This is a genomic window from Pseudomonas sp. NPDC089752, assembly GCF_044748725.1.
In the GTDB taxonomy this organism is placed as follows: Bacteria; Pseudomonadota; Gammaproteobacteria; order Pseudomonadales; family Pseudomonadaceae; genus Aquipseudomonas.
In genome coordinates this window covers 327,877-354,013 of the sequence record NZ_JBIVGP010000003.1, presented here as the reverse complement: position 1 = coordinate 354,013, position 26,137 = coordinate 327,877, and the positions used below count along the sequence as shown (strand labels likewise).

The window sequence follows — 26,137 nt, the reverse complement described above, 5'->3', positions numbered from 1 at the left end:
GTCATCGACCGCGCAGGAAAAGTTTGTCCAGGTCGTCCAGGCCCATCTGGGTCCAGGTCGGTCGGCCATGGTTGCACTGACCGCTGCGCTCGGTGTTTTCCATATCGCGCAGCAGGGCGTTCATCTCGGGGATGGCCAGACGCCGATTGGCGCGCACGGCGCCGTGACAGGCCATGGTACCGAGCAACTCGTTGAGGTGCGCCTGAATGCGATCGCTGGTGCCGTACTCCATCAGGTCGGCGAGCACATCCTGCACCAGGCGGTTGGCCTCGGCCTGCTTGAGCAGCGCCGGAATCTGGCGGATCGCCAAGGTCTCGGGGCCCAGGCGCTGCAGCTCGAAGCCCAGGCGCTGGAACCACTGGGCGTGCTCCTCGGCACAATCCGCCTCACGCTGGCTCAGCGCCAGCGTTTCGGGCACCAGCAGCGGCTGGCCGCTTAGGCCTTCGCTGGCCATCGCCACCTTGAGCCGCTCGTACATGATGCGCTCGTGGGCGGCGTGCATGTCCACCAACACCAGGCCGATCGCGTTCTCGGCGAGTATGTAGATGCCCTTGAGCTGGGCCATGGCATAGCCCAGCGGCGGAATGTCGCCCTGGCTTTGCGGCAGCGTCGATGGTGCGGCGGCGCCATCGTTCAGCGGCTTGTAGAACTCGCGATAGGCCGCTTGGGCCTCTGCCGCCGGCAGCGGCTGCGGCCGTGGGGTGTATTGGTATTGATAGCCAGCGCCGCTGCCGCCGTTGGAAATCGAGTGCTGGGGCGACTGAGGCTGCTCCAGCACGGGTGAGGCCAGGCGCATTTCACCTTGTGGGCCGAATTCACCGACTTGTTGCCCGGTCGGGCGAACGAGCTCGGCAGCTGCTGCGGGGGCTGCCAACTGATCTTCCGGGCGCACGTCAGCCAGGGCACGGTGCAGGGTGCCATAGAGAAAATCGTGGACCGAGCGCCCCTCACGGAAGCGCACCTCGTGCTTGGTCGGGTGGACGTTGACGTCGACGCCATTGGGCTCAAGCTCCAGGAACAGCACGAAGGTCGGGTGACGGCCGTTGAACAGCACGTCGCGGTAGGCCTGACGCACCGCGTGGGCGACCAGTTTGTCGCGCACCGCACGACCATTGACGAAGAAGTACTGCAGGTCAGCCTGGCTGCGCGAAAAGGTCGGCAGGCCGACCCAGCCCCACAGGCGCAGGCCGTTGCGCTCGACATCGATTGGCAGCGCCTGCTCCATGAAGCCGGCGCCGCAAATGGCGCCGACCCGGCGGGCACGGGCGGTTTCGTCGTGCGCTTCGTGCAGGCTGAGGATGCTTTTGCCGTTATGGCGCAGGTGGAAGCCGACATCGAAGCGGGCCAGGGCGAGCCGGCGGATGACTTCCTGCAGGTGATCGAATTCGGTCTTTTCGGCTTTGAGAAACTTGCGCCGGGCCGGGGTATTGAAGAACAGGTCGCGCACTTCTACCGAAGTACCCACAGGATGCGCCGCCGGCTGTACCCGCGGGGTCATGTCGCGGCCTTCGGTTTCGACCTGCCAAGCCTCGCCGGCACTGGCGGTGCGCGAGGTCAGGGTCAGGCGCGCCACCGAGCTGATCGAGGCCAATGCCTCGCCCCTGAAACCAAGGCTCAGTACGCCTTCGAGGTCTTCCAGCTCACGGATCTTGCTGGTGGCGTGACGGGCAAGCGCCAAGGGCAGGTCATCGGCGGAAATGCCGCTGCCATCGTCACGCACCCGCAGCAGCTTGACGCCGCCCTGCTCGACCTCGACATCGATGCGCCGGGCACCGGAGTCGAGGCTGTTCTCCAGCAGTTCCTTGGCCACCGATGCCGGCCGCTCGACCACCTCACCGGCGGCAATCTGGTTGGCCAGCCGCGGGCTCAGCAGCTGGATGCGCGAACCACCACTCATTGTGCGGCCAGTGTGGTAGCGGGGACGTTGAGGTGCTGGCCGACTTTCAACTCATCGGTCTTCAGGCTGTTGGTGCTGCGCAGGCTGGCCACGCTGACCTGGTAGCGCACAGCGAGCATCGCCAACGTTTCACCCGGGCGGACGGTGTGCTCACGCGGCCCCTGGGCGATCTTGCCACTGTCGCGCAGCCAGGCGATGTAGGTACCGGGCGGCGGGTTCTGCTGGAAGTACTGGCGCACGCCGGTATGAATGGAACGGGCCAGCGCCTGCTGATGGCTGCGCGTGGCCAGCTTGGCGGCTTCGTTGTTGTTGGAGATGAACCCGGTTTCAACGAGGATCGACGGGATGTCTGGCGACTTCAGCACCATGAAGCCTGCCTGTTCCACACGCTGCTTGTGCAGCGAAGTGACGCGGCCCATGTTGCCCAATACCTTTTGCCCAACGTTGAGGCTGGAGCTGAGCGTGGCGGTCATCGACAGGTCCAGCAGCACGCCGGCGAGCATGCGGTCCTTGTCGTCGAGACTGACGTTGCCGGCACCACCGATCAGGTCGGAACGGTTTTCCGTGTCGGCCAGCCAGCGCGCGGTCTCGGACGTGGCGCCACGGTCGGACAAGGCGAACACCGAGGCGCCAAAGGCGGCCCGCGACGGCGCGGCATCGGCGTGGATCGAGATGAACAGGTCGGCGCCCTTCTTGCGGGCGATCTCGGTGCGCTTGCGCAGCGGAATGAAGTAGTCACCGGTGCGGGTCAGCTCGGCGCGGTAGCCCTTCTCGCCGTTGATCTGGCGCTGCAGTTCCTTGGCGATCTGCAGCACGATGTCTTTCTCGTGCTGGCCGCGCGAACCGGAGGCGCCCGGGTCTTCGCCGCCATGACCGGCGTCGATGGCGACCACGATGTCGCGCTTGCCGCTGGGCACAGGGGGCAGTTTGATCGCGGGCTGAGCCGGGGACACCGGTACGGCGGGCGTGGTCACCGGGGTTTGCACCGGCGTGGGTGGTGCTACCGGCGCCGTGGCGGCGATGGCATCGGCTTCCTGGTCGTACAGGTCGACGACCAGGCGGTTGCCGTACTGGGCGTTGGGCGCAAGGGTGAAGCTTTTGGGTGTGACCGACTTTTTCAGGTCGACCACCACGCGCAGGTCGGTCGGCGTGCGCTGGGCGGAGCGCACGCTGCTGATCGGCGTATTGGAGGTGGAAACGTTCAGCGGCGCGCCCAGGGTTGCGCCATTGATATCGATGACCAGGCGATCGGGTGCGCTGAGGGTGAAGACGCTGTGCTGCACCGGGCCAGAAAGGTCGAAGACCAGCCGCGTGTTGTCCGGCGCGCGCCACAGGCGCATGCTCTTGACTTGAGTGACGGCCAGAGCGTCAACGGTCACCGTTGTCAGCAGCAGCCCAACGAATGCGACCAGTGCGCGTATGCGCATACCTACCCCACTTACTGTTTTTAGTGTTCGCCCAGTGCCTTGCACCAAGCCTCGCCGCGAGCCCCCTGCGGCGAAAGGTGAAGCGAGCGTCCGCCCGCTTGGGGGCTTATGGTAATGGTCAGGTCAGGCTTTGGCAAAACGCCCGCACCCTTTTCTGGCCATTCGAACAAGCACAGCGGGTCGCCCTCGAAATAGTCGCGAATGCCCAGGTACTCGAGCTCCTCCGGGTCGACCAGGCGATACAGGTCGAAATGGTAGGCGCGCACATCACCGATTTCGTAGGGTTCGACCACGGTGAAGGTCGGACTTTTAACTGCACCCGTATGACCAAGGCCACGAATCAGCCCTCGGGAAAGCGTAGTCTTGCCTGCGCCCAGGTCGCCCTCCAGAAAGATCACGCCGCGACCGCCGGTCACTTTGGCCAGTGCTGCGCCGAATTGAACCGTGGCCTCTTCATCGGCCAGAAACAGGGTTATGCCAGACACGCAGAATGCTCCTCCAACAACTCACGAATGACCGGCACCAGATCACTGGCCGCCAAGCCTCTACCTTTTACACCCAGACGCTCGCCGGCACAGGCGTGCAACCACACGCCCAGGCCAGCTGCACTCCAGGCATCCAGCCCCTGGGCCAGCAACGCCGCCAGCACGCCAGTCAGCACATCGCCCAAGCCCGCGCCGGCCATTGCCGGATGACCACGTTCACACAGCATCAACTGCCCGGCCGGGTCGGCCACCAGTGTACCGGCGCCCTTCAACACACAAATGCTGTTGTAACGGCGCGCCAGCTTGCGCGCGGCGCCCGGGCGATCAGCCTGCACCGCCTCGGTGGAAATCCCCAACAGCCGCGCTGCCTCCCCCGGATGCGGAGTGAGGATGCTGCCACTGGGCAATGCCAGCGGAGTGCGCGCCAGCAGGTTGAGCGCATCGGCGTCCCACACCTGCGGCCGCTCGGCATTGGCCACCGCCGATAACAGGCTGCGTCCCCAGGCGGCTTGGCCTAGACCAGGCCCGACCACCAATACCGAAGCGCGCTCCAGCACGCCCATCAGCTGGTTGGCCGAACTCACCCCCAGGCACATGGTTTCGGGCAGGCGGGTGAGCCCTGCTGCCACGTGTTCGGGGCGAGTCGCCACACTGACCAGCCCAGCACCGCAGCGCAAGGCGGCTTCAGCGCTAAGCAGCACGGCACCGCCGGTGCCGAGGTCGCCGCCCACCACCAGCACGTGGCCGAAGTCGCCTTTGTGGGCATGCGCATGCCGGGCGGGCAGGCGCGCGACGGACACGCTGCTGAGCAGTTGCGGGGTGTTACTGGGGTGTTTGGTCTGCGGCATGGGGTCAAAGGCTCCAATGTCTGGCAGAATTATACGCACCTGAGCCCGTATTGCCTTACCCATCCATGTCCGCTTGCACACTTGACCTCGCCGCCCTGGCCCAATCGATCAAGATCTGGGGCCAAGAACTCGGTTTTGCCCACGTCGGCATCGCCGGTGTGGACCTTGGCGAGCATGAAAAACACCTGCAACGCTGGCTCGACGCCGGCTACCAGGGTGAGATGGAGTACCTGGCCGCCCACGATGGCAAACGCGCCCACCCCGACCAGTTGATTCCCGGCACCGTGCGCGTGGTGTCGCTGCGCATGGACTACCTGCCGGGCGACACACAGATGGCACAACGCCTGGCCCAGCCGGAAAAAGCCTATGTTTCGCGTTACGCCCTGGGCCGGGACTACCACAAGCTGGTGCGCAAGCGCGTGCAGCACCTGGCCGATCGCATCCAGGAAGACATCGGCCCGTTCGGTTACCGCGCGTTCGTCGATAGCGCCCCGGTACTGGAAAAGGCGATCGCCGAACAGGCCGGGCTAGGCTGGATCGGCAAGAACACCCTGCTGCTCAACCGCAAGGCCGGCAGCTACTTCTTCCTCGCCGAGCTGTTCGTCGACCTGCCGCTGCCGGTGGACGACGCGCATGCCAGCGAGCACTGCGGGCGCTGCCAGGCGTGCCTGGACATCTGCCCGACCCAGGCTTTCGTCGGGCCTTACGTGCTGGATGCCAGACGCTGCATCTCGTACCTGACCATCGAGTTGAAGGGCGCGATTCCCGTGGAGTTGCGCTCGATGATGGGCAACCGGGTATTCGGCTGCGATGACTGCCAGATCGTCTGCCCGTGGAACCGTTTCGCACGCCCCACGCAGGAGAGCGACTTCCAGCCTCGCCACGGGCTGGAGAATGCCGAGTTGGCCGAGATGTTCCTGTGGGACGAGAAGACCTTCCTGCGCAAGACCGAGGGCGGGCCTTTGCGGCGGGCGGGGTATGAGCGGTGGTTGCGTAACCTGGCCGTGGGTTTGGGCAATGCGCCTTCGACGATTCCGGTGTTGGAGGCCTTGAAGGCCCGCAAGGACGATCCCTCGGAGCTGGTGCGCGAGCACGTGGCGTGGGCGCTGGCCAGGCACGGCATCAACTAGCAACACAATTCAACTGTGGGAGCGGGCTTGCCCCGCGAACACCGGCAAAGCCGGTGCCATGCTCAGCGTCGTCCTTCGCGGGGCAAGCCCGCTCCCACAAAGTCCGTATCGCATCCTACTGCTGGTCGTTGTAGTGAAACTTCGGCATCTCCCAGTGAAAGCGAATCGCCAACAGCCGCACCAGGAACCCACCAAACAAGGTCAGCAGCATCGCCTGCTCCGCCGGCACCTTGAAATACACGCACCCCAGATAGAACCACGCCGCAGCGAACGACACGCTGGCATACAGCTCGCGCCGGAACACCAGCGGGATGTCGTTACAAAAGATATCCCGCAGAATCCCGCCAAACACCCCGGTAATCACCCCGCTGATCGACGCCACCAGCATGCCCTGCCCCATCTCCAGCGCAGTCATGCAGCCAATCAGGGTGAAGGCCACCAACCCCAGGGCATCCAGCACCAGGAACAGCGAGCGCAGGCGGCGCATCATCGGCGCAATGAAGATCGTGAACAGCGCGGCGCAGCTGGTCAGCACCAGGTATTCCGGGTGCTTCACCCAGGTCAACGGGTAGTGCCCGAGCAGCACGTCGCGCACCGAGCCGCCACCCAGCGCAGTGACGCAGGCGATCAGCACCACGCCAAACCAGTCCATGCCGCGCCGGCCGGCAGACAGGGCGCCGGTCATGGCCTCGGCGGTGATGGCGATAAGGTAGAGCATCAACAACATGGCGCGGGTCCGTGCGAGAAAGGCGCGCAGTCTAACCAGTTGCCCAAGGCACCAAAAGAGGGCGCGATGAGAATATCTGCGCCCTTTCGGCTCACACCTTGAGGAAGTGCTCGCGGTAGTGGCGCAGTTCGGCGATCGACTCGCGGATATCGTCCAGCGCCAGGTGGGTGCTGCCCTTCTTGAAGTCGTCGGCCACCTTCGGCGCCCAGCGCTTGGCCAGAATCTTCAGGGTCGAAACATCCAGGTAGCGGTAGTGGAAGTAGCTTTCCAGGGCAGGCATGTAGCGGTACAGGAAACGCCGGTCCTGGCCGATGCTGTTGCCGCAGATCGGCGACTCGCCTTTCGGCACCCACTGCTCCAGAAACGCGAGGGTCTGCGCCTCGGCCTCGGCCATGCTGATCTTGCTTTCACGCACGCGCTGGGTCAGCCCGGAACCGCCGTGGGTGCGGGTATTCCACTCGTCCATGCGCGCCAGCACCTCGTCACTGTGGTGGATGGCGATCACCGGGCCTTCGGCCAGGATGTTCAGATCGCTGTCGGTGACAATGGTGGCCATCTCGATGATGACATCGGTGTCCGGATCCAGGCCGGTCATTTCCAGATCGATCCAGATCAGGTTCTGTGGGTTTTGCATGAAGGGGCTCCTCGTAATGGCCGTCATATTAGCCTAGCGACGACGGCCTGCGCATGCGCGGCGCAAAGGTAAGCAGAATGGTCGATGACCCGGCGTGCTAAACTGCCTGCCGTTTTCAACTTGCCCCACCTTGGAAGGTCCATGGCCAAACGCCAGCTCAATCGTCGCCAAAACTGGCGTATCGAAAAAATCCAGAACGAACGCGCTGCTCGCGCCGCCAAACGCGAACAGCACGTGCTGCATGAGCTGGAGGGCGGTGACCTGGGGCCAGAGCAGTTGGGCCTGGTGATCGCGCACTTTGGCGTGCAGGTCGAAGTCGAGGCCCAGGACGGCGATGTCGCCGGCCAGGTGTTCCGTTGCCACCTGCGGGCCAACCTGCCGGCGTTGGTTACCGGCGACCGCGTGGTCTGGCGCGCCGGTAACCAGGGCATTGGCGTGATCGTCGCGCAGATGCCGCGCAGCACCGAGCTCTGCCGGCCGAACAACCATGGCCAGCTCAAGCCGGTGGCGGCCAACGTCGACCTGATCGTGATCGTCTTCGCGCCGGCGCCCGAGCCGCACCCGAACCTGATCGACCGTTATCTGGTCGCCGCCGAGCATGCCGGCATCCGCCCGTTACTGCTGCTTAACAAAGCCGACCTGATCAACGACGAGAACGGCCCGGGCCTGCATGCGTTGCTTGAGGTCTATCGCGACCTTGGCTATCCGTTGCTGGAAGTCTCGGCTCACCAGGGTGACGGGATGCAGCGGCTGCAGCAGATGCTCGACGGCCACATCAGCGTGTTCGTCGGCCAGTCGGGCGTGGGCAAGTCGTCTTTGGTCAACAGCCTGCTGCCAGCCGCCGATACCCGCGTTGGCGACTTGTCGGAATGGTCGGGCCAGGGCACGCACACCACCACCACCGCGCGCCTGTACCACTTCCCCAACGGCGGTGACCTGATCGACTCCCCGGGTATTCGCGAATTCGGCCTGGGCCACGTCAGCCGCGATGACGTCGAGGGCGGGTTCATCGAGTTTCGGGACTTGTTCGGCACCTGCCGCTTCCGCGACTGCAAGCATGATCGCGAGCCAGGTTGCGCGCTGCTCAAGGCATTGGAAGACGGCCGTATCAAGCCGCAGCGCATGAACAGCTACCGCTCGATCATCGCCAGCCTGCCGGAAGACAGCTACTGATCACCCCGTGGGAGCGGCTTTAGCCGCGAAGCAAGCGCCGCGGTGGATGGCACCGGCTACGCCGGTGTTCGCGACTGAAGCCGCTCCCACTGCGGCGCCCCTGGGTTACTGGTCTTTGGCCTCGTCCATCTTCAAGGTGCCTTCCTCGAAGATGTTCAGTTTCTGACGCAGTTCACGTGGCTGCATCGGCGCTTGCTCCGCACCGGGCGCTGCAGAAGCCCCCGGGGCAGTACCGGCAGGCGGCGCGGGCTGGGCAGCTGGCGCCTCGGGCGCACCTTGCTCACCCTCGATATTGCGCTGGGCCTTCTTGGTCAGGACGATGATGTCGATGCGACGGTTGACCGGGTTGAACGGGTCCTTGCGATCGAACAGCGACGACGACGCATACCCCACCACGCGCGCCACCTGGTCATCCGGGTAGCTACCGGCGACCAGCGCACGGCGCGCGGCGTTGGCGCGGTTGGCCGACAGTTCCCAGTTGCCGTAATCACCGCTGCCCGAATACGGCTTGGCATCGGTGTGGCCGCTGATGCTGATCTTGTTCGGCACCGCCTTGATGGTGTCGGCCATGGCCAGCAGGATGTCCTCGAAATACGGCTGCAGGCGGGCGCTGCCGATGTCGAACATCGGCCGGTTCTCGGCATCCATGATCTGGATGCGCAGGCCGTCCTGGGTGATCTCGAAGAGGATCTGGTCCTTGAACTTCTGCAGCTGCGGATTTTCCTCGACCTTGTTCTGCAGCTCCTGCAGCAGCAATTCGAGGCGCTCGCGCTCGACCTGCTCGGCCATGGTCTCGACCTGATCCTTGTCCAGCTGAATGCTGGTATCAGGAGTCGGCTCGGACTTCTCTTCGGGGTTGATGGTCTTTTCCGGTGCCAACTGCGGCGAGCCGCCCAGGTCGATCACGTAGGGCGTACCGCTTTCGGAGAAGCCGATCGGGTCTTTGAAGTAGCCGGCGATGGCGATCTTCTGCTCGGGCGTGGCGGTGGACATCAACCACAGCACCAGGAAGAACGCCATCATCGCCGTGGCGAAGTCGGCGAAGGCGATCTTCCAGGCGCCGCCGTGGTGGCCTCCACCGAAGCGCTTGACGCGCTTGATGATTATCGGCTGATTGTTTTCCATGGCTTAGCGACCGCGAACGGCTTGTTCCAGCTCGGCAAAGCTCGGGCGGTGCTTGGGATACAGCACCTTGCGCCCGAACTCGACGGCCAGCGAAGGCGGCATGCCGGAAGCCGAGGCCACCAGCGAGGCCTTGATCGACTCGTACAGGTTGATCTCTTCCTTAGCGTCGTGTTCCAGGCACTTGGCCAGCGGGCCGAAGAAGCCGTAGGCCGCGAGAATACCGAAGAAGGTACCGACCAGGGCCGCGCCCACGTGCATGCCGATGGCCGCCTGGTCGCCCTCGCCCAGCGATGCCATGGTCACCACGATACCCAGTACCGCCGCGACGATACCGAAGCCGGGCATGCCGTCGGCGATGCCGGTGACCGCGTGTGACGGGTGCTCGAGCTCTTCCTTCATGCTCAGCAGCTCCATGTCGAACAGGCCTTCGAGCTCGTGGGGTGCCATGTTGCCGGTGGACATGATGCGCAGGTAGTCGCAGATGAACGCGGTCATGCGCTCATCGCCCAGCACGGCGGGGTACTTGGCGAAGATCGGGCTGGCCGCGGCGTCTTCGATATCGCTCTCGATCGCCATCATGCCTTCGCGACGGCTCTTGTTGAGGATTTCGTACACCAGGCCCAGTACTTCCAGGTAAAAGGTGTGGGTAAACCGGGAGCCGAACATCTTCATCGACTTCTTGACCACATGCATGGTCATGTAGCCGGGGTTGGCCTGCATGAAGGCGCCAAAGGCTGCACCGCCGATGATCAGCACTTCGAACGGCTGGATCAGTGCCGCGATCTTGCCGTGGGAGAGTACGTATCCGCCGAGCACGCTCGCGAATACGACGATGATGCCGATAATTTTAGCCATAGGTTCAAAGCACTTGCTGTCGTGGTCGGGATGAGGGACGGGAGCTTTAAAACTCTTCTTCTACTTATCGGCAGAACTGCGCCAGACTATAGCCACTCAAAGCGAAAAGCCAGTTCGGACTGATGTCAAAATGCCAATGGAATCCAAGGTACCCACTCAGAATCCGCGTACGCTAGAGGCCTGGGTAAAGCTGCTCGACGGTATCCGTGTACCGGTGCCGAAGCACAGCTACGACCGGGTCATGAGCGCCATCAATGATAACCGCCGCTCGCTGCGCGATATCGCCGAACTGATGCAGGACAGCCCGGCCCTGGTGCTGTCGGTGATGCGCGAGGCCAATCACCCGGCCAATGCCAGCCAGGCCGTACCTGCCGAAAGCCTGGAAATCGCCCTCAATCGCCTGGGCCTGGCGCGCACCCGCGAACTGCTCAACCGCCTGCCAGCACTGCCGGATGACGATATCCCGCCGGTGCTGCGCCAGTTCCTGCTGATCAGCCAGCACGCGTCCCAACAGGCCAGCGGCCTGTTCGCCAGCCGCCTGGCGCGGCTGTGGCAGGAAATCCACTGGGGCAGCCTGCTGTTCCTGTCGCCGCTGTGGCCCATGGCACTGGCCTACCCCAAGCTGCTCGACGCCTGGGAGCTGCGGGTCATTCACAAGGGTGAGGAGGCTGCAGAAGTCGAGCAGGAGCTGTTTGGCGTGCGCATCATGGCGCTGTGCCAAGCCATGGCCGAGCACTGGCGTCTGTCGCAATGGGTCACCCAAGGCTACCGTCTGTTGCTGGAGGAGCGGGAACAGCTTGGGCAGATACTGAGCATCGCCCGCGACGAAGACCTGTTGAGCCAGCAGCACCGTCTGGACGAGGCGCCGGCCTTGAGCCGCTGGTTCAACCAGCCGGCCAACACCCTGCTGCTGGCCAACAACCTGGCCCTGGCGGCGCAGGTGGGCTGGGACAACCCGCACCTGCTGCGCTGGCAACTGCTGACCGCGCTGTACCTGCAGACGTCCCTGGAAGACGTCCAGCAACAGGTCCACCAGCAGGCAGCCGCCAGTGCCCGCCGCCATGCCAGGCATGCGCTGTTCCACCCAGCCGAAGCCTTGATCTGGCCCTGGGATCAGCGCCGCCCGCATCCCGACATGCTGGCTCCGCCGCCGCCATCCAGCGACGCGCTCGGCCAGTGGCGCAAGCTGTGCCAGGAATTGCTGGCCCAGCCCAGCCCATTCACCAATGCCGTGCACCTGGCCACCCAGGCGCGTGAAGCCCTGCTGGCCTGTGGCATGCAGCGCATCATGCTGCTGACGCTGGACAAGGCCAGCGACTACCTGCGCGTGCAACAGACCGCCGGGTTGCCCAAGGAAGCTGCAGCCATCGCCTTGCCTGTGCCGCAGAGCAAACTGCTGCAAAAATTGCTGGTCAAGGCCGCTCAGCTGCGCCTGACGCCGGAGAACCATGCCCAATTCTCGGCCCTGCTGCCGGCCCCGTTGCACGCTTTCTTCCGTGGCGAACACCTGTTGCTGCGCTCGCTGGCGGTCAACGACCAGGTATTGATGCTGGCGGTGGCCGATCAGGGCGGCAAGCCGCTGGCCGATGTCAGCGTGCAGGCGTTCGGTAAAACCGCGCAATGTATCGAGCGCGCCCTCGCCGTGTTTGCCAACCGCAATGCCTGACCCTTGCGCTACAATCGCCCCTCTTTCCACACTGGAGACCGTGGATGACTGATTTTGCCGGACTACCGCTGGTGATCGAACCCGCGGACCTGCTGCCGCGCCTGGATTCGCCCCAGCTGATTCTGGTCGACCTGAGCAGCGCCAACCGCTATGTCAGCGGGCACATCCCCGGCGCCCGCTTCGTCGAAGGCAAGCGCACCCAGCTGGGCCTGCCACCGGCGCCAGGCCTGTTGCCAGCATTGGCCGACCTGGAAAAGCTGTTCAGCGAACTCGGTCACCGCGACGACGCCGTCTATGTGGTCTACGACGATGAAGGCGGCGGCTGGGCTGGTCGCTTCATCTGGATGCTCGACGTGATCGGTCACAAGGCCAGCCATTACCTCAACGGCGGTATTCAGGCCTGGCCGGCCGACAAGTTGTCGACCGACGTGCCAGCCCCCGCCAGCACACCGGTGCGCCTGCAGCTGCACGGCGAACCGACTGCCACCCGCGAGTACCTGCAAAGCCGCCTGGGCGCCGACGACCTGGTGGTCTGGGATGCCCGCGGCCCCCAGGAGTTCAGCGGTGAGAAAGTCCTGGCCGCCAAAGGCGGGCACATCCCCGGCGCGATCAACTTCGAGTGGACCGCCGGCATGGACCTCAACGACCACCTGCGCATCCGCCAGGACATCGCCGAGGTCCTCAAGCAACTGGGCATCACCCCCGACAAGGAAGTGATCACCCACTGCCAGTCACACCGCCGCTCCGGTTTCACTTACCTGGTGGCCAAAGCCCTCGGCTACCCACGGGTCAAGGCTTACGCCGGCTCGTGGAGCGAGTGGGGCAACCACCCGGACACGCCTGTAGAAGTCTAAGGAACCTGCATGAAATCCCGTCTGTTCATCATCAGCCAGTACCTGCTGCCGCACCATCTGCTGTCGCGGCTCGCCGGCTGCGTCGCCGAGTGCCGCGCACGCTGGTTCAAGAACGCTTTCACCGCCTGGTTCGCCAAGCGCTACCAGGTGAACATGAGCGAGGCGCTGGTCGAAGACCTGACCGCCTACGAGCACTTCAACGCCTTCTTCACCCGCGCCCTCAAGCCGGGCGCACGCCCGCTGGATGAAGCGCCTGGGGCCATCCTTTGCCCGGCCGATGGCGCCGTCAGCCAGCTTGGCCCGATCGAGCACGGTCGTATTTTCCAGGCCAAGGGCCACAGCTTCAGCGCCGTGGAGCTGCTCGGCGGCGACCCGGCCCTGGCTGCGCCTTTCATGGGCGGTGAGTTCGCCACCATCTACCTGTCGCCGAAAGACTACCACCGCGTGCACATGCCGCTCGCCGGCACGCTGCGCGAGATGGTCTACGTACCGGGCCGGCTGTTCTCGGTAAACCAGACAACGGCGGAAAACGTCCCCGAGCTATTTGCCCGCAACGAGCGCGTGGTGTGCTTGTTCGACACCGAGCGCGGGCCGATGGCCGTCGTATTGGTCGGCGCGATGATCGTTGCCTCGATCGAGACCGTGTGGGCTGGCCTGGTCACGCCGCCGAAGCGTGAGCTGAAGACCTTCCGCTATGACGAAGGCAGCCGTGCGCCGATTCACCTGGAAAAGGGTGCGGAACTGGGCCGCTTCAAGCTGGGCTCTACAGCCATTGTGCTGTTCGGGCCGGAGCAGGTGAAGTGGGCAGAAAATCTAGGTGCCGGTTCGGCAACCCGTATGGGTGAGTTGCTGGCATTGCCTGCACAGGCTTGATGGTTCTCTAGCAATGAATGGGGCCGCATTGCGGCCCCATTCATTTCACCCGCGGGCGTCGCGGTCGCGCAAGCCCAGCAGATACAACACACCATCCAGGCCCAACGTCGAAATCGCCTGCTTGGCCGACTGGCGCACCAGTGGCTTGGCGCGGAAAGCCACACCCAGGCCGGCCAGCGACAGCATCGGCAGGTCGTTGGCGCCGTCACCTACGGCGATGGTCTGCTCCAGTTGCAGGCCCTCCTCGCTCGCCAGTTGCTGCAGCAGCTCGGCTTTACGCTGGGCATCGACGATCGGCTCGACAGCCACGCCGGTAACCTTGCCGTCGACCACTTCCAACTCGTTGGCGAACACATAGTCGATGCCCAGGCGCGCCTGCACCTGCTTGGCAAAGTAGGTGAAGCCGCCGGAGAGAATGGCTGTCTTGTAACCCATGCGCTTGAGCTCGGCGAACAGGTTTTCGGCGCCTTCGGTCAGGCGCAGTGAAGCACCGATTTCATCAAGCACGCCGACATCCAGGCCCTTGAGCAGCGCCATCCGCTCCTTGAAGCTGGCGCGGAAGTCCAGCTCGCCGCGCATCGCCCGTTCGGTGATGGCCGCCACCTGCTCACCGACACCCGCCGCCTTGGCCAGCTCATCGATGACCTCTGCCTCGATCAGTGTCGAGTCCATGTCGAACACCGCCAGGCGGCGGTTGCGACGGAACAGGTCGTCCTTCTGGAAGGCGATGTCGACGTTCAACGCTTCGGACAACGCGAAGAAGTCGGCACGCAGCGCCTGGGCATCGCTCGGCTCGCCGCGTACGGAAATTTCCAGTGCAGCTTTACCTTTTTCGCTCTGCGCATCCAGGGCAACGCGTGCGGACAACCGCTCGATACGCTCGATGGTCAGACCATACTGGCTGATCACCGCACTGACGCGCTGCAGTTGCTCAGGGGTGATCTTGCGGCTGAGTACGCTGGCGATGTAGCGCGACTCACCCTGAGCATCGGCCCAGTGCTGGTAATCCGCCTCGGAAATCGGCGTGTAGCGGGCCTGCAGGTTCAGTTCGTGGGCTTTGGACTGCACGCTTTGCAGCAGGCTGGTGGCCACTTCGTTGTCGGGGATATCGACCAGGATGCCGAACGACAGCGTGCCGTGCATGACCGCCAGGCCGATGTCGAGAATGTTCACCGCACCCTGGAGCAGGACACCGGTGATGGCGGCGGTGAGACCGGGGCGGTCCTCACCGGTGATGTTGATCAGGACGATTTCGCGCACAACCTGGCTCCGACTTCGATGAAAAATGCGCATTCTACCGATTTTCCATGACCATCGGGCGCCAACGATACTTTGCCGACAAAACTCTGATCGCTATACTGCGCAACACTTTCATGCCATTAAGAGCCGCGCTCTGTGAACCGGCCCACGCCCGTCAAACCAGACAACTTCTTCCTCATGATCTTCCGTGCCCTGCGCCAACGTCGCGTTCCCCTGGCACTGCGCATCGCCTGCACCAATATATTCCTGGTGGCGCTGGCGTTGGTGATCTATGCCTGCGTGATGGGCCTGCAGTTCAAGCAGGCGATGCACGAGCAGGCAGATGCCCTTGGCCAGAGCCTGATTACCCAGACCGCCACCTCGGCGACCGAGCTGCTGGTGTCCAACGACATCCTCAGCCTCAACGTGCTGCTGGGCAACCTGGTGAAGAACCCGCTGGTGGCCCATGCGGCGATCTACAGCGTGGACAACCGCATCCTCGCCGAGGCCGGCCAGCGCCCGCGCAACAGCCTGCTGGGCGAAACCGAAGGCCTGTACCAGACCAAGATCACGTTCCAGGATGTGACCGCGGGGCAACTGCGCATCAGCCTGGACATGAGCCAGTTCCAGCAGCCGATGCTGATCAGCCTGCAGAGCATGGGCATCCTTGCCGCGATTCTGCTGGCCCTGGCGCTGAGCCTGAGCCTGCGCCAAGGCCGCCATATCACCCTGCCGCTGCTGCAACTGCGGGTCTGGCTGCGCGATCCGCACCCCTATACACCGGCTACCGACCGCCAGGACGAGATCGGTGATATCGCCCGCCAGCTGCACGCTCGCCTGGCTCCTCCACCGCCTCCCGAGCCTGAGCCCGAGGAAGCGGAGGACGAGTTCGACGACCTGCACGAAGTTGCACTACCCGTCAAAGCCGCACCCCGCGTCAAGGCTGCCGCGCTGGCCGACGACGAAGAAGATGACGCCGCCTTCGCCGGCCTGCTGGATAATGAAGAGCCAGCGCCCAGAGCCGCCGTGGTCGAATCCGACGAGCCGCAGCACAGCGCAGTGCTGGCCGTGCAGCTGGGTTCGCAGGAACAACTGCGCCGCCTGCCACGTACCCGCCTCACCGAACTGCTGGAACGCTACCGCGATTGCCTGGAGCAAGCCGCATCGCTGTACGAGGGCGAGACCCACACCCTCAACGACGGCAGCACTCTGGTGCTGTTCCACAGCCGCGACTGTGGCGAAGACTACCTGACCAACGCCATCTGCTGCGGCGAGTTGCTGCGCGCCCTGGGCCACGCCCTGCAGATCGAAGTGGCCGACAGCGGCATCACCCTGCAACTGCAATTGGGCCTGGTCCTGAGCGACGACCTGCAAGGGTTGGAACAAGTCGACTTGTTGATGACCGAAAAAGCCCAGGACGCCCTGGCCCTGTCCCAGCACAGCCGCAACTTGCTGCTGGTGGAGCGGCAGATCAACGATGACTCGCTGATCCGCCAACGTGCGCGGATTCGCCCGATTGCAAGCCCCGAAGGGGCCTGCTGCGTCGAGCGGTTGATGGAGCCTTACCCCTCAATGCTGGAGCGACAGCTGGCGCGCATGCACGAGCGCCGGGCCTGATAGCGCGCTGCCTCTTCGCGGGACAAGCCCGCTCCCACAGGTAAATGATCGACTCCTGCCTGTGGGAGCCGGGCTTGTCCCGCGAAGATGCCAGAACAGCAGACACAAAAAAGCCCGCGAGAATGCGGGCTTTTTTGTGTCTGGCGCATTCATCAGAACCGATAGACTTCCATATCGGTACGAATCGGCGAAGCCATCGGGATCTTCGATTTCTCTGGCGCTTTCTTGACCTGAACCGGAGCAGCAGGCTTTTTCGGCGCCTCTTCGGCGATCGCCGGCTGATTGGCCAGCGGTTTGACCGCCGTGCTCAATTGCTCTGCCAACTTCTGCAGCAACTGACCTTGCGCCTGCACCTGCGACGACTCAGTGCCTTCGTGTTGCTGCTCAAGGTGAACGATGCGGTTGTCACGCACATTGCCGCGGCGGTCCAGCAGGCGCCATTGGGCGTCGAGGATGGCCGGCTGGTTCTTGCCCGAGTCCAGGCGGGTGATCGACAGCAACACCTGCACATCCGGCGAAAAGCCGGTGCTCGCCGGAGCCAGGACCACGCGCTGACTATCCAGGCGCCAGGCCAGCTGGCGCACCAGCAGTTGATCGATATCTGCCGACAGGCTGCCAGCCCAACGACCATCCGTCGCCGAACTCAAGCTGCCATCGGCCTGACGCTGCAAAAAGGTTTCGCGCTGCAGGTAATCGGCGACCGACACCGGGCCGAGCACCACGGCCATGCCCGCACTCTGCGAAGGCTGGCCAGGATCACCGCTGTCGAGCTGATACAGGGCAACCGGCTGATGCATGCTGCACCCGCTCAGCCCCAGCAAGCCCGTCATCAACAGCGCAAATGGAAGGCGCAGAAATTTCATTCATCCCATCCAGGCGGTCGCCACCAGGCTAACCGCAGTGATACTGATATAGATTCAATCTGGCACACGGCCACGCCGGCACCGAAGGGGCACTATCATCCGCGAAATATCGGCCCGACTCCAGTATTTCTGCCTGAAACGGCGCTGAAATTGCCGTTTCAGACATTTCGCAGGGTTACGTAGGACTTTCCACCTGCAATCCATCGACACGCTGGAACCCGCGCGGCAGCTTGCTGCCACGCCTACCGCGTTCGCCCTTGTAGTGCTCAAGGTCGTCGGGTTTCAGTGACAGGGTACGCTTGCCAGCTTGCAATACAAGCGTCGAACCCTCGGCGATCACTGCCAGATCTGTGACATATTCCTCACGGCTCGCGACCCGATCACCGGGCACACCAATGATCTTGTTGCCCTTGCCTTTGCCCAGTTGAGGCAGGTCAGCGACTTTGAACACCAGCAGACGGCCTTCAGTGGTGACGGCCGCCAGCCAGTCCTGCTCGCGGTTGGCCACCGGACGCGGGCTGATCACCTTGGCGCCGTTGGGCAGGCTGAGCAGACCCTTGCCCGCCTTGTTCTTGGCTTGCAGGTCTTCACCTTTGACCACGAAGCCGTAACCGGCATCGGAAGCCACCACGTAAAGGGCATCATCTTCCGGCAACAGTACGCACTCGAAGGTCGCGCCCGGCGGCGGGGTCAGCCGGCCGGTCAGTGGCTCACCCTGGCCACGCGCCGATGGCAGTGTATGCGCGGCCACCGAATAACTGCGCCCGGTGGAGTCGATCAGTACGGCAAACTGGTTGGAACGCCCAGTAGCGGCGGCCTTGAAGCCGTCACCCGCCTTGTAGGAAAGGCCAGTGGCATCGATGTCATGGCCCTTGGCGCAGCGCACCCAGCCCTTTTCCGACAATACGACGGTGACCGGCTCGGTCGGCATCAGCTCGTTTTCCGACAAGGCCTTGGCTTCGGCGCGTTCGACGATTGGCGAACGGCGGTCGTCGCCGTAGGTTTCGGCGTCCTTGATCAGCTCACTGCGGACCAGCTTGCGCAGCTTGGCATCGCTGCCGAGCAGGGCCAGCAGCTTGGCCTGCTCCTTGAGCAACTCGTCTTGCTCGCCACGGATTTTCATCTCTTCCAGGCGCGCCAATTGGCGCAGACGAGTCTCAAGAATGTAATCGGCCTGAATTTCGGTCAGGTCGAACCTGGCTATCAGGGCCTGCTTGGGGTGCTCTTCGGTGCGGATGATGTGGATCACTTCATCCAGGTTGAGGAAGGCGGTGAGCAAGCCTTCCAACAGGTGCAGGCGCTTTTCGACCTTCTCCAGACGGTGCTGGAGGCGGCGACGAACGGTACCAATCCGGTACTCAAGCCATTCCAGCAGCAAGGCGCGCAGGTTTTTCAGCTGCGGCCGGCCATCCAGGCCGATGATATTGACGTTGACCCGGTAGCTGCTTTCCAACTCGGTGGTCGCGAACAGATGCTGCATCAGCTCGCCGGCATCCACGCGGTTGGAGCGCGGAATGATGACGATACGGCACGGGTTCTCGTGGTCCGACTCGTCGCGCAGGTCGGCAACCATCGGCAGCTTCTTGGCCTGCATCTGCGCGGCGATCTGCTCCAGCACCTTGGCCCCGGAGACCTGGTGCGGCAGCGCGGTGACGACGATGTCACCGTCTTCGACGCGGTATACGGCGCGCATGCGGATCGAACCGCGACCGCTTTCGTAAATCTTCAGAATCTCGGCGCGCGGCGTAATGATCTCGGCTTCAGTCGGGTAGTCCGGGCCCTGGATGTGCTCGCACAGCTGCTCCAGGGTGGCCTTGGGCTCGTCGAGCAAGCGCACGCAGGCGCTGGCCACTTCACGCAGGTTATGCGGTGGTACGTCGGTGGCCATGCCGACGGCGATGCCGGTGGTGCCGTTGAGCAGAATGTTTGGCAAGCGCGCCGGCAATACGGCCGGTTCCTGCAAGGTGCCATCGAAGTTCGGCACCCAGTCCACAGTGCCCTGGCCCAGCTCACCGAGCAGTACTTCGGAATAGCGGGAGAGACGCGCCTCGGTGTAGCGCATGGCGGCGAACGACTTCGGATCGTCCGGCGCACCCCAGTTGCCCTGCCCATCCACCAACGTATAGCGGTAACTGAACGGCTGGGCCATCAGCACCATGGCTTCGTAGCAGGCCGAGTCGCCGTGGGGGTGGAACTTACCGAGCACGTCGCCGACGGTACGCGCCGACTTCTTGTGCTTGGAATCGGCATCCAGCCCCAACTCGCTCATGGCGTAGACAATGCGTCGCTGCACGGGCTTGAGGCCATCGCCGATGTGCGGCAGGGCCCGGTCCATGATCACGTACATGGAATAGTTGAGGTAGGCCTGTTCGGTGAAGTCAGCCAGCGAGCGGCGTTCGACGCCGTCGAGGCTGAGTTCCAATGGGTCGCTCATGCGGGCCTCGTTATTTCAGGTTCTGGCGCAGCAGCATGGTGCCGCCGCGCTGGGTGAATTCAAGTTGTTTCAGGGCGCTCATGCCAAGCAGCACGGTCTGCCCGTCCAGCCCCGGCACCACCAGCGCACGCACGCCCTGCAGGCGGATGTCACCCAGTTGCAGGCTGTCCAGGCGGGTGCGGTAGCCTTCGGTACGGCCGTTGGCAGTGCTGAGGATGACCGGGCTGCCACGCTGCAAGCCCAGGTCGCGGGCCAGTGCTTCGGGGATCGCCACGTCGGTGGCGCCGGTGTCGAGCATGAAGTGCACCACTTTGCCATTGATCGCGCCGTCTGCCACGAAATGGCCCTGGCCATTGCCGAGCAAGCGCACTTCGATGAAGCCTTCGCCGTGTTCGGACTGTACCTGGCTGTTGGGATTGCGCTCGCGCGCCTCCCACTCACCGAAAAAGCGCGTGGCGAGGAACAGCGCCGCCGCCCAGGCGAGGACCATCAGCACACGGCCCGCACGCTTGCCCGGCGGCTGGCTCATGGATTGCCACTCCAGCCGCCTTCGGGTACGGCAAAGCGCCAGACGATCGGCCGGCTTTCGCCATCCGCGCGATCACCGTTGTTGTTATCAAGGCCGATCCAGGCGCCCTTGGCATCGACCACCAAGGCTTCAGCCAGGCCGAACGGCTGATCGTAGCGGCGCTCGGGCACCAGTGCGTCAGCAGCGAACGACCAGCAGCGCTCGACCTTGCCGCTGTCGACGTCCCGGCGGCAGACGCGGTAGGCATTGCGTTCGAGGGTGAACAGCTTGCCGTCGAACCAGGCCAGGTCGGCAAAGTCGCGCGAAAGCGCGCGGGCATTGGGCATTTGCGCCGGTTGCATCTCGACCCCGGCCTCGCTCAACAGCACGCAACTGCGCCCGCAGGTCCACACCGACTGCTGGCGCTCGATCTTCACCAGGCCGCGGCGCTCACGCTCTGCTGCCAACCACATCCGGTCACCCATCGGGCTGATCGCCAGGCCTTCGAACAGCGCATTGAATTGCAACAACATGCCGCTGGCGCGAGCCTGGCGAATCATCGCCGGGTCGATCCTCAGCCAGTCAGGCTCACCGACGACTGGCAGTTGCAGCACCGCTGCATGGGCTTCACTGACCAGGTAAAGGTTACCGTCCTGGTCGCAGGTGATGCCTTCGTAATCCAGTTCGCCGCCGCGAATGTGCGAAACCGCCCAGTTACGCGACTTCAACCCCCACGGCAAGCCGCTGTCAGGTACCGGAGGCGGGGTGAACGTCAGCGGCTGGGCGCGCCAGACGCCGTTCTGCTGGTCGAGGCGGTAGATACGGTCATCGTCACGGTCGGAAACACCCCAGAGCGCACCCCGGCAAAAGGCCAGGCCGGAGAGGTTGCCGCCGCGCATGCCGTCGATCGGATGCTCGGACGTCAACTTCAGCTCCGGCCAGTTGCCTGCCAGGCTCGGCAAAGCAACCAGCGCGAGTAACGCTGCGACAAGCAGACGAATCAAACCAGAACCTCGGCCAGGTTACCTTTGGTCTCCAGCCAGTTCTTGCGATCGCTGGCGCGCTTCTTGGCCAACAACATGTCCATGATTTCGGTGGTGCCCGCCAGGTCGTCCAGGGTCAGCTGGACCAGGCGCCGGGTGTTCGGGTCCATGGTGGTTTCACGCAGTTGCGGCGGGTTCATCTCGCCCAGGCCCTTGAATCGGGTGACCTGTGGCTTGCCGCGCTTCTTCTCGGCCACCAGCCGGTCGAGGATGCCGTCACGCTCGGCTTCGTCGAGGGCGTAGTAGATTTCCTTGCCCAGGTCGATGCGGTACAGCGGCGGCATGGCGACATAGACGTGGCCAGCCTCGACCAGTGGGCGGAAGTGCTGGACGAACAGAGCACACAGCAAGGTAGCGATGTGCAGGCCGTCGGAGTCGGCGTCGGCGAGGATGCAGATTTTGCCGTAGCGCAGTTGCGACAGGTCGGCGGCACCTGGGTCGACGCCGATGGCCACGGCAATGTTGTGCACTTCCTGGCTGGCCAGGACTTCGCCACCGTCCACTTCCCAGGTGTTGAGGATTTTCCCGCGCAGCGGCAGGATGGCCTGGAATTCCTTGTCCCGCGCCTGCTTGGCCGAGCCACCGGCGGAGTCACCCTCGACCAGGAACAGCTCGGCGCGCATCGGGTCCTGCCCGGCGCAGTCGGCCAGTTTGCCTGGCAATGCCGGGCCCTGGGTGACGCGCTTGCGTTCGACCTTCTTGCTCGCCTTGAGGCGCCTGCCGGCGTTGCTGATGGCCAGCTCCGCCAGCTGCATGCCCACCTCGGGGTGGGCATTGAGCCACAGGCTGAAGGCGTCTTTGACCACACCTGAAACAAACGCTGCTGCCTCGCGGGACGACAGGCGTTCTTTGGTCTGGCCGGAGAACTGTGGTTCCTGCATCTTCATCGAGAGGACGAAGGTGATGCGCTCCCAGACGTCCTCCGGCGCCAGCTTGACCCCGCGCGGCAACAAGTTGCGGAACTCGCAGAACTCGCGCATGGCATCGAGCAGGCCCTGGCGCAGGCCGTTGACGTGGGTACCGCCCTGGGCGGTGGGGATCAGGTTGACGTAACTTTCCTGAACGCTGTCTCCGCCCTCGGGCAGCCACAGCAGAGCCCAATCCACGGCTTCCTTGTTGCCAGCCAGGCTGCCGCAGAACGGCTCGTCCGGCAGGCGCAGGTAGTCGCTGACCGAGTCGACCAGGTAGGAACGCAGGCCGTCCTCGTAGTGCCACTCGACCTTCTCGCCGCTGGCCTTGTCCTCGAAGCTGACCAGCAGGCCCGGGCACAGCACGGCCTTGGCCTTGAGCACGTGCTTGAGGCGGCTGATGGAGAACTTCGGCGAATCGAAATACTTGGGGTCCGGGCTGAAGTACACGCTGGTGCCGGTGTTGCGCTTGCCCACCGTGCCGACCACCTCCAGCTCGCTGGCCTTGAAGCCATCGGCGAAGGTCATCTGGTATTCGTTGCCGTCGCGCTTGACGCGCACGCGCACCTGGGTCGACAGGGCGTTGACCACCGAAATGCCGACGCCGTGCAGGCCGCCGGAGAACTGGTAGTTCTTGTTGGAGAACTTGCCCCCGGCGTGCAGCTTGGTGAGGATCAGCTCGACCCCCGAGACGCCCTCTTCAGGGTGAATATCCACCGGCATGCCACGGCCATCGTCGCTGACCTCCAGCGAGTGGTCGGCATGCAGGATGACCTGCACCGAACGGGCGTGGCCCGCCAGCGCTTCGTCGACACTGTTGTCGATGACTTCCTGGGCCAGGTGGTTCGGCCGGCTGGTATCGGTGTACATGCCCGGGCGTTTACGGACCGGGTCAAGGCCCGAGAGGACTTCGATGGCGTCTGCGTTATAGGCGCTAGCGCTGGGATTGGCCATGGGTTCTCGTCGTCAGTCAGGTGAATGCAAAAAGATCAAAATACAGAAAAATCGAGTGCCGCATACTGCTGCCGGGCAACCCCGGCAAAGGCCAGCAGGGCCGGAATCTGCGCGGCGAAGCCCTGGTAGCTGTGGTCGCCACCGGCCTGGATACGCAGGGTGCAGGCGCGGTAGTACTGCGCGGCGTGGCGATAGTCCAGTGTTTCATCGGCCGTCTGCAACCACACTTGATAGCGGTTGGCATCAAGGGGGGCAGGCACTTCCAGTTCGGCCAGGGCCTGCACGTGGTCGTGGGTCAGCTCCCAGGTTTCGTCGGTGTAATGATTGCGCTGGGTGCCAAGATAGCCGTCGAACAGCTTGTGCGGAGTAACTGCCGGGTTGATCAGCAGCGCCTTGAGGCCATGGCGCTCGGCCAGGTGAGTGGCATAGTAGCCGCCGAGCGAACTGCCGACCAGCAGCGGCGCGCCCAGTTCGGCGATAGCTGCTTCGAGCTGCGCGATGGCCTCGCGCGGATGATGGTGCAAGGCGGGCACGCGCAACTGGCTCGACAGGCCCAGCTGCTGCATCACGGCCTCCAGCTGGCGCGCCTTGGTGGAGAGCGGTGAGCTGTTCAAGCCATGGATATAGAGGATGGAACCCGACATGCTGCCCCCGGAAATCTTCGGCTTCGCGCCCGAGGGTGCGGGCGCAGGGATGCGCAGTGTAGCGTGTTCGTCGGGTTTTGGCGTGACAGCGGGATTTTCGCAACAATTTATCTGTAGGAGCGGATTCATCCGCGATCACCGGCAAAGCCGGTACCATCCACCGCGTCGTCTGCTTCGCGGCTGAAGCCGCTCCCACAGTGTTCTCTGCACAACGCGTTAGTAACCAGGGCTATTGAAGTCGAGCTTCACATCAAAGTCCGTCGCCCGCTCTACGCCCGTTGCCAGCCGACCGTCGGCATATAGACGCAACCACCGATACCCGGGCTGCTCCTCGCTCACCTTGAAATCGTCGCTACCGGGGGCGAACTGGATGCATGTAGAGGGCGTAGCCAGCAGCCGCACACCACCGCGCTGCTCATCCCATTCCTGGTGGATATGCCCCCAGAGCAACGCTTTCACCTGTGGATAACCGTCCAAGCGATGCAGCAATTCGTCAGCATTGCGCAAACCGATCGGGGCGATCCAGGCACAACCGACATCCACCGGTTGATGGTGGCAGCACACCAGGCAGTGGCGCTCACCGGCTGTCGCCAGCGCCTCATCCAGCAAGGCCAACTGTTCTGCTTCAAGCAAACCATGGGTCGCGCCAATCACCGCCGAGTTCAGCATCACCACGCGCCATGCACCCACATCGGTTACCGCCTGCACCAGCTCCGGCGCCACCTCGGCCATGACCTTGGCCTCATCATGGTTGCCCGGCAGCCAACGGGTTGGCACGCCGAATTCGCCGGTCAGCTCACGAAACGCCTGGTACGACGCGACACTGCCATCCTGTGACAGATCGCCCGTGCACAACAGCAAATCGATTCGCGGCTGCTCGCGCCGCACCTGGTCGATCACATGCCGCAGGCTGTCGCGGGTGCGCAGGCCCAGCAGCGAGCCTGCGGGGTCGGCGAACAAATGGGCGTCGGTCAGTTGCACCACGTGAACGGGTGCATCGGATGGGTCTGGGCGCGGCACCGGCCGTCTCCTCGTGCGGATTCAGCGGGAATTATGGCGGCGTAAGGGCTGCAAGCAAACACCCGAACCCGACCGCCTTCACAATTCAGCGCACGCTTGCCAGTTCGTGGCCGCAGGCCAGGCAATGGCTCAGCCATTCGCCGAGGAACAGATTGAGCTGAGCCTTTTCATCCGGCTGGTGCATGGCCTGGTTCGGATAGGGGTAGATACTGCGCAGGCGCCGGGTATGTTCGGCGCTGACCACTTCGGCCATGCGCGCATCGTGATACACCTGCACCTCCAGGTGCGGCACCGGCAGCCACGGCAGGCTGTGCTCCTGGCGTACCCGCAGGGTGGTGGTGTACGGGCAGGCGAGCAGCACGTCGAGCACCAGCACGCCGAGCATCTGGTCGCCCTGGGTCATGCCGATGCGCCGCGAGCTCTGGGTGGTGCGCATGTCGGGCAGCAGGCGCATGAGCCGGGCGTAATTGGCCTCGCAGGCTGCTTGCAGCCCGGCCAGATCGACCCGATAACGCTCACGCAGCAGGTTCACTTCCACATACCTCGTACTTCGTCGCGGTTGAGCGCCAGCCATTGCAAACCGATGATAGTTGCCGCATTGCAGATGCGCCCGTCGCGCACGGCCTGCAAGGCGTCCTCGAACGACCAGACGCGCACGCGGATGTCCTCGCCCTCTTCTTCCAGGCCGTGCAGGCCACCGGCGCCTTCACTGCTGCAATGGCCGAGGAACAGGTGCACGTACTCATCGCTGCCGCCTGGCGAAGGGAAGTAGCGCGTCATCGGCCACAAGGCTTTGAAGGTCAGGCCGGCTTCCTCTTCGGCTTCGCGGTGGGCGACTTCTTCGGGCTGTTCGTTCTTGTCGATCAGGCCGGCGACCATCTCGATCAGCCAGGGATTGTCCGTTTTGCCCAACGCCCCAACGCGAAACTGCTCGATCAGCACCACTTCATCACGCTGCGGATCGTAAGGCAGCACGCACACGGCATCGTGACGCACGAACAGTTCGCGGCTGATCTCACGGCCCATGCCCCCGGCAAACAGCTCATGGCGCAGGCGCAGCTTGTCGAGCTTGTAAAAGCCCTGGAAGCAATTGGCCCGCTCGATGATGTCGAAGCCCTTGGGCACTGAATTCAACGCGTCTGACATGGAAATCCTCATTACCTCGAATACTGCTTCGCGCCATCCTACTCTGCACGCTTGCCCGTTTCACCCC

Annotated in this window: 24 protein-coding genes; 6 read left to right on the top strand and 18 right to left on the bottom strand. The window is 63.9% G+C overall.

Annotation, left to right across the window (positions count from 1 at the left end; all coding sequences use genetic code 11):
* Position 1: 1 nt before the first annotated feature.
* From mutL to ACIPZF_RS06835, 4 genes are read right to left on the bottom strand one after another with little or no spacing between them, the layout of a single operon-like run.
* Positions 2 to 1,897: a DNA mismatch repair endonuclease MutL gene (gene mutL, locus ACIPZF_RS06850; RefSeq protein ID WP_400796838.1), complete on the bottom strand. Its 1,896-nt coding sequence runs from the start codon at positions 1,895 to 1,897 to the stop codon at positions 2 to 4.
* The gene (locus tag ACIPZF_RS06845) at positions 1,894 to 3,324 is read right to left on the bottom strand and encodes an N-acetylmuramoyl-L-alanine amidase (protein WP_400796835.1); all 1,431 of its coding nucleotides are present in this window, start codon (positions 3,322 to 3,324) and stop codon (positions 1,894 to 1,896) included. Before ACIPZF_RS06845 ends, mutL begins: the two co-directional genes overlap by 4 nt.
* 20 nt (positions 3,325 to 3,344) lie before the next feature.
* Positions 3,345 to 3,800 (bottom strand): tRNA (adenosine(37)-N6)-threonylcarbamoyltransferase complex ATPase subunit type 1 TsaE, encoded by a 456-nt coding sequence (gene tsaE / locus ACIPZF_RS06840; protein ID WP_400797138.1) that lies wholly within the window; start codon positions 3,798 to 3,800, stop codon positions 3,345 to 3,347.
* Positions 3,797 to 4,657 carry an NAD(P)H-hydrate dehydratase gene (locus tag ACIPZF_RS06835; protein ID WP_400796832.1) on the bottom strand — a complete coding sequence of 287 codons (861 nt, stop codon included), beginning with the start codon at positions 4,655 to 4,657 and terminating at the stop codon, positions 3,797 to 3,799. Before ACIPZF_RS06835 ends, tsaE begins: the two co-directional genes overlap by 4 nt.
* 65 nt (positions 4,658 to 4,722) lie before the next feature.
* On the opposite strand from ACIPZF_RS06835, the gene queG reads away from it, so the two are divergent.
* A complete protein-coding gene (queG, locus tag ACIPZF_RS06830) occupies positions 4,723 to 5,787 on the top strand; it encodes a tRNA epoxyqueuosine(34) reductase QueG (protein WP_400796829.1) in 1,065 nt (354 codons plus the stop codon).
* A 115-nt stretch (positions 5,788 to 5,902) separates the two neighbouring features.
* Here queG and ACIPZF_RS06825 read toward each other — a convergent pair whose 3' ends face one another.
* Both ACIPZF_RS06825 and orn read right to left on the bottom strand, forming a co-directional pair.
* Positions 5,903 to 6,514 (bottom strand): trimeric intracellular cation channel family protein, encoded by a 612-nt coding sequence (locus ACIPZF_RS06825; protein WP_400796826.1) that lies wholly within the window; start codon positions 6,512 to 6,514, stop codon positions 5,903 to 5,905.
* Between the two features lie 91 nt (positions 6,515 to 6,605).
* On the bottom strand, positions 6,606 to 7,148 hold the full coding sequence (gene orn, locus ACIPZF_RS06820; protein ID WP_400796824.1) for an oligoribonuclease: 543 nt from the start codon (positions 7,146 to 7,148) through the stop codon (positions 6,606 to 6,608).
* A gap of 141 nt (positions 7,149 to 7,289) precedes the next feature.
* Here orn and rsgA point away from each other — a divergent pair, with 141 nt between their 5' ends.
* Positions 7,290 to 8,321, top strand: a complete 1,032-nt coding sequence (rsgA, locus tag ACIPZF_RS06815) for a small ribosomal subunit biogenesis GTPase RsgA (protein ID WP_400796821.1) — start codon at positions 7,290 to 7,292, stop codon at positions 8,319 to 8,321.
* Between the two features lie 105 nt (positions 8,322 to 8,426).
* On the opposite strand, the gene motB is transcribed toward rsgA, so the two are convergent.
* Both motB and motA read right to left on the bottom strand, forming a co-directional pair.
* Positions 8,427 to 9,446, bottom strand: a complete 1,020-nt coding sequence (motB, locus tag ACIPZF_RS06810) for a flagellar motor protein MotB (RefSeq protein ID WP_400796818.1) — start codon at positions 9,444 to 9,446, stop codon at positions 8,427 to 8,429.
* 3 nt (positions 9,447 to 9,449) lie between these two features.
* Complete coding sequence (motA, locus tag ACIPZF_RS06805) at positions 9,450 to 10,301, bottom strand: flagellar motor stator protein MotA (RefSeq protein ID WP_400687322.1); 852 nt, start codon at positions 10,299 to 10,301, stop codon at positions 9,450 to 9,452.
* Between the two features lie 130 nt (positions 10,302 to 10,431).
* Between motA and ACIPZF_RS06800 the strand changes: the two genes are divergently transcribed.
* Genes ACIPZF_RS06800 through asd form a run of 3 tightly spaced genes read left to right on the top strand, consistent with a single transcriptional unit; the run spans position 10,432 to position 13,694 of the window.
* Positions 10,432 to 11,967, top strand: coding sequence for an HDOD domain-containing protein (locus tag ACIPZF_RS06800; protein WP_400796815.1), 1,536 nt, complete (start codon positions 10,432 to 10,434; stop codon positions 11,965 to 11,967).
* A gap of 44 nt (positions 11,968 to 12,011) precedes the next feature.
* Positions 12,012 to 12,821 carry a rhodanese-like domain-containing protein gene (locus tag ACIPZF_RS06795; RefSeq protein ID WP_400796812.1) on the top strand — a complete coding sequence of 270 codons (810 nt, stop codon included), beginning with the start codon at positions 12,012 to 12,014 and terminating at the stop codon, positions 12,819 to 12,821.
* 9 nt (positions 12,822 to 12,830) lie between these two features.
* Complete coding sequence (gene asd / locus ACIPZF_RS06790; protein ID WP_400796810.1) at positions 12,831 to 13,694, top strand: archaetidylserine decarboxylase; 864 nt, start codon at positions 12,831 to 12,833, stop codon at positions 13,692 to 13,694.
* A 45-nt stretch (positions 13,695 to 13,739) separates the two neighbouring features.
* On the opposite strand, the gene serB is transcribed toward asd, so the two are convergent.
* The gene (gene serB, locus ACIPZF_RS06785; protein ID WP_400796807.1) at positions 13,740 to 14,954 is read right to left on the bottom strand and encodes a phosphoserine phosphatase SerB; all 1,215 of its coding nucleotides are present in this window, start codon (positions 14,952 to 14,954) and stop codon (positions 13,740 to 13,742) included.
* A 135-nt stretch (positions 14,955 to 15,089) separates the two neighbouring features.
* Here serB and ACIPZF_RS06780 point away from each other — a divergent pair, with 135 nt between their 5' ends.
* Positions 15,090 to 16,550: an AhpA/YtjB family protein gene (locus ACIPZF_RS06780; protein WP_400796804.1), complete on the top strand. Its 1,461-nt coding sequence runs from the start codon at positions 15,090 to 15,092 to the stop codon at positions 16,548 to 16,550.
* A 152-nt stretch (positions 16,551 to 16,702) separates the two neighbouring features.
* On the opposite strand, the gene ACIPZF_RS06775 is transcribed toward ACIPZF_RS06780, so the two are convergent.
* The 9 genes from ACIPZF_RS06775 to ACIPZF_RS06735 form a co-directional block, all read right to left on the bottom strand.
* Positions 16,703 to 17,413 (bottom strand): membrane integrity-associated transporter subunit PqiC, encoded by a 711-nt coding sequence (locus ACIPZF_RS06775; RefSeq protein WP_400796802.1) that lies wholly within the window; start codon positions 17,411 to 17,413, stop codon positions 16,703 to 16,705.
* 175 nt (positions 17,414 to 17,588) lie between these two features.
* Positions 17,589 to 19,847, bottom strand: a complete 2,259-nt coding sequence (parC, locus tag ACIPZF_RS06770; protein WP_400796799.1) for a DNA topoisomerase IV subunit A — start codon at positions 19,845 to 19,847, stop codon at positions 17,589 to 17,591.
* A gap of 10 nt (positions 19,848 to 19,857) precedes the next feature.
* Positions 19,858 to 20,376, bottom strand: a complete 519-nt coding sequence (locus ACIPZF_RS06765) for a TIGR02281 family clan AA aspartic protease (protein ID WP_400796797.1) — start codon at positions 20,374 to 20,376, stop codon at positions 19,858 to 19,860.
* Positions 20,373 to 21,359, bottom strand: a complete 987-nt coding sequence (locus ACIPZF_RS06760) for an esterase-like activity of phytase family protein (protein ID WP_400796794.1) — start codon at positions 21,357 to 21,359, stop codon at positions 20,373 to 20,375. The genes ACIPZF_RS06765 and ACIPZF_RS06760 overlap by 4 nt, the downstream gene beginning before the upstream one ends.
* Positions 21,356 to 23,260: a DNA topoisomerase IV subunit B gene (gene parE, locus ACIPZF_RS06755; RefSeq protein WP_400796792.1), complete on the bottom strand. Its 1,905-nt coding sequence runs from the start codon at positions 23,258 to 23,260 to the stop codon at positions 21,356 to 21,358. Before parE ends, ACIPZF_RS06760 begins: the two co-directional genes overlap by 4 nt.
* Before the next feature lie 35 nt (positions 23,261 to 23,295).
* A complete protein-coding gene (locus ACIPZF_RS06750; RefSeq protein ID WP_400796789.1) occupies positions 23,296 to 23,904 on the bottom strand; it encodes a YqiA/YcfP family alpha/beta fold hydrolase in 609 nt (202 codons plus the stop codon).
* Between the two features lie 216 nt (positions 23,905 to 24,120).
* Positions 24,121 to 24,924 (bottom strand): 3',5'-cyclic-AMP phosphodiesterase, encoded by an 804-nt coding sequence (cpdA, locus tag ACIPZF_RS06745; RefSeq protein WP_400796786.1) that lies wholly within the window; start codon positions 24,922 to 24,924, stop codon positions 24,121 to 24,123.
* 85 nt (positions 24,925 to 25,009) lie between these two features.
* On the bottom strand, positions 25,010 to 25,462 hold the full coding sequence (locus ACIPZF_RS06740) for a DUF1249 domain-containing protein (RefSeq protein ID WP_400796783.1): 453 nt from the start codon (positions 25,460 to 25,462) through the stop codon (positions 25,010 to 25,012).
* Positions 25,453 to 26,070, bottom strand: a complete 618-nt coding sequence (locus tag ACIPZF_RS06735) for an NUDIX domain-containing protein (RefSeq protein ID WP_400796781.1) — start codon at positions 26,068 to 26,070, stop codon at positions 25,453 to 25,455. The genes ACIPZF_RS06740 and ACIPZF_RS06735 overlap by 10 nt, the downstream gene beginning before the upstream one ends.
* Between the last annotated feature and the right edge of the window lie 67 nt (positions 26,071 to 26,137).

Coding starts and splice junctions, on each gene's coding strand:
- ACIPZF_RS06735 (WP_400796781.1), bottom strand. CDS start 26,070: ATGTCAGACGCGTTGAATTCAGTGCCCAAGGGCTTCGACATCATCGAG.
- motA (WP_400687322.1), bottom strand. CDS start 10,301: ATGGCTAAAATTATCGGCATCATCGTCGTATTCGCGAGCGTGCTCGGC.
- ACIPZF_RS06845 (WP_400796835.1), bottom strand. CDS start 3,324: ATGCGCATACGCGCACTGGTCGCATTCGTTGGGCTGCTGCTGACAACG.
- ACIPZF_RS06775 (WP_400796802.1), bottom strand. CDS start 17,413: ATGAAATTTCTGCGCCTTCCATTTGCGCTGTTGATGACGGGCTTGCTG.
- ACIPZF_RS06795 (WP_400796812.1), top strand. CDS start 12,012: ATGACTGATTTTGCCGGACTACCGCTGGTGATCGAACCCGCGGACCTG.
- ACIPZF_RS06750 (WP_400796789.1), bottom strand. CDS start 23,904: ATGTCGGGTTCCATCCTCTATATCCATGGCTTGAACAGCTCACCGCTC.
- ACIPZF_RS06800 (WP_400796815.1), top strand. CDS start 10,432: ATGCCAATGGAATCCAAGGTACCCACTCAGAATCCGCGTACGCTAGAG.
- rsgA (WP_400796821.1), top strand. CDS start 7,290: ATGGCCAAACGCCAGCTCAATCGTCGCCAAAACTGGCGTATCGAAAAA.
- parE (WP_400796792.1), bottom strand. CDS start 23,260: ATGGCCAATCCCAGCGCTAGCGCCTATAACGCAGACGCCATCGAAGTC.
- ACIPZF_RS06825 (WP_400796826.1), bottom strand. CDS start 6,514: ATGTTGTTGATGCTCTACCTTATCGCCATCACCGCCGAGGCCATGACC.
- mutL (WP_400796838.1), bottom strand. CDS start 1,897: ATGAGTGGTGGTTCGCGCATCCAGCTGCTGAGCCCGCGGCTGGCCAAC.
- asd (WP_400796810.1), top strand. CDS start 12,831: ATGAAATCCCGTCTGTTCATCATCAGCCAGTACCTGCTGCCGCACCAT.
- motB (WP_400796818.1), bottom strand. CDS start 9,446: ATGGAAAACAATCAGCCGATAATCATCAAGCGCGTCAAGCGCTTCGGT.
- parC (WP_400796799.1), bottom strand. CDS start 19,847: ATGAGCGACCCATTGGAACTCAGCCTCGACGGCGTCGAACGCCGCTCG.
- orn (WP_400796824.1), bottom strand. CDS start 7,148: ATGCAAAACCCACAGAACCTGATCTGGATCGATCTGGAAATGACCGGC.
- ACIPZF_RS06835 (WP_400796832.1), bottom strand. CDS start 4,657: ATGCCGCAGACCAAACACCCCAGTAACACCCCGCAACTGCTCAGCAGC.
- queG (WP_400796829.1), top strand. CDS start 4,723: ATGTCCGCTTGCACACTTGACCTCGCCGCCCTGGCCCAATCGATCAAG.
- ACIPZF_RS06765 (WP_400796797.1), bottom strand. CDS start 20,376: ATGAGCCAGCCGCCGGGCAAGCGTGCGGGCCGTGTGCTGATGGTCCTC.